The sequence below is a fragment of the Gluconobacter sp. P1D12_c genome (genome assembly GCF_018812105.1).
Classification (GTDB): Bacteria; Pseudomonadota; Alphaproteobacteria; order Acetobacterales; family Acetobacteraceae; genus Gluconobacter; species Gluconobacter oxydans_A.
Genome location: NZ_JACSIQ010000746.1, coordinates 1 through 384 on the forward strand (window position 1 = coordinate 1; position 384 = coordinate 384).

The 384-nt window shown below is 57.9% G+C and carries 1 protein-coding gene; it reads left to right on the forward strand.

The window, feature by feature from the left end; genetic code table 11:
* A partial coding sequence (locus KP705_RS19010; protein ID WP_215765436.1) for a transposase occupies window positions 1–331 on the forward strand: 331 nt, incomplete at its 5' end.
* Between the last annotated feature and the right edge of the window lie 53 nt (window positions 332–384).

The window sequence follows — 384 nt, forward strand, 5'->3', positions numbered from 1 at the left end:
GTGGCGGGACATGCATGAGCGCTACGGAAAATGGAACTCGGTCTATGTCAGGTTCCGGCGTTGGGCTGAACAGGGTGTATGGGATGCCTTGCTGCAAACTCTGGTGGACGTGGGACTGAGTGATGACTGGCAGCATATGGTCGACAGTACCGTGGTTCGCGCCCACTCCCAGGCAACGGGTGCAAAAGGGGGGCTCATACGGAAGGTTTTGGTCGATCACGCGGCGGTTTTACGAGCAAAATCCACGCCCGGTGCGACAATCAAGGACGTCCTTTCGGCTTTGCCCTTAGCGGAGGTCAGCTCTCGGATTACACAGCCACAGATACCCTGATGGCGTTTGCGGTTCCAAACCCCAAAGCCATGCTGGCYGAYCGGGGCTATGAC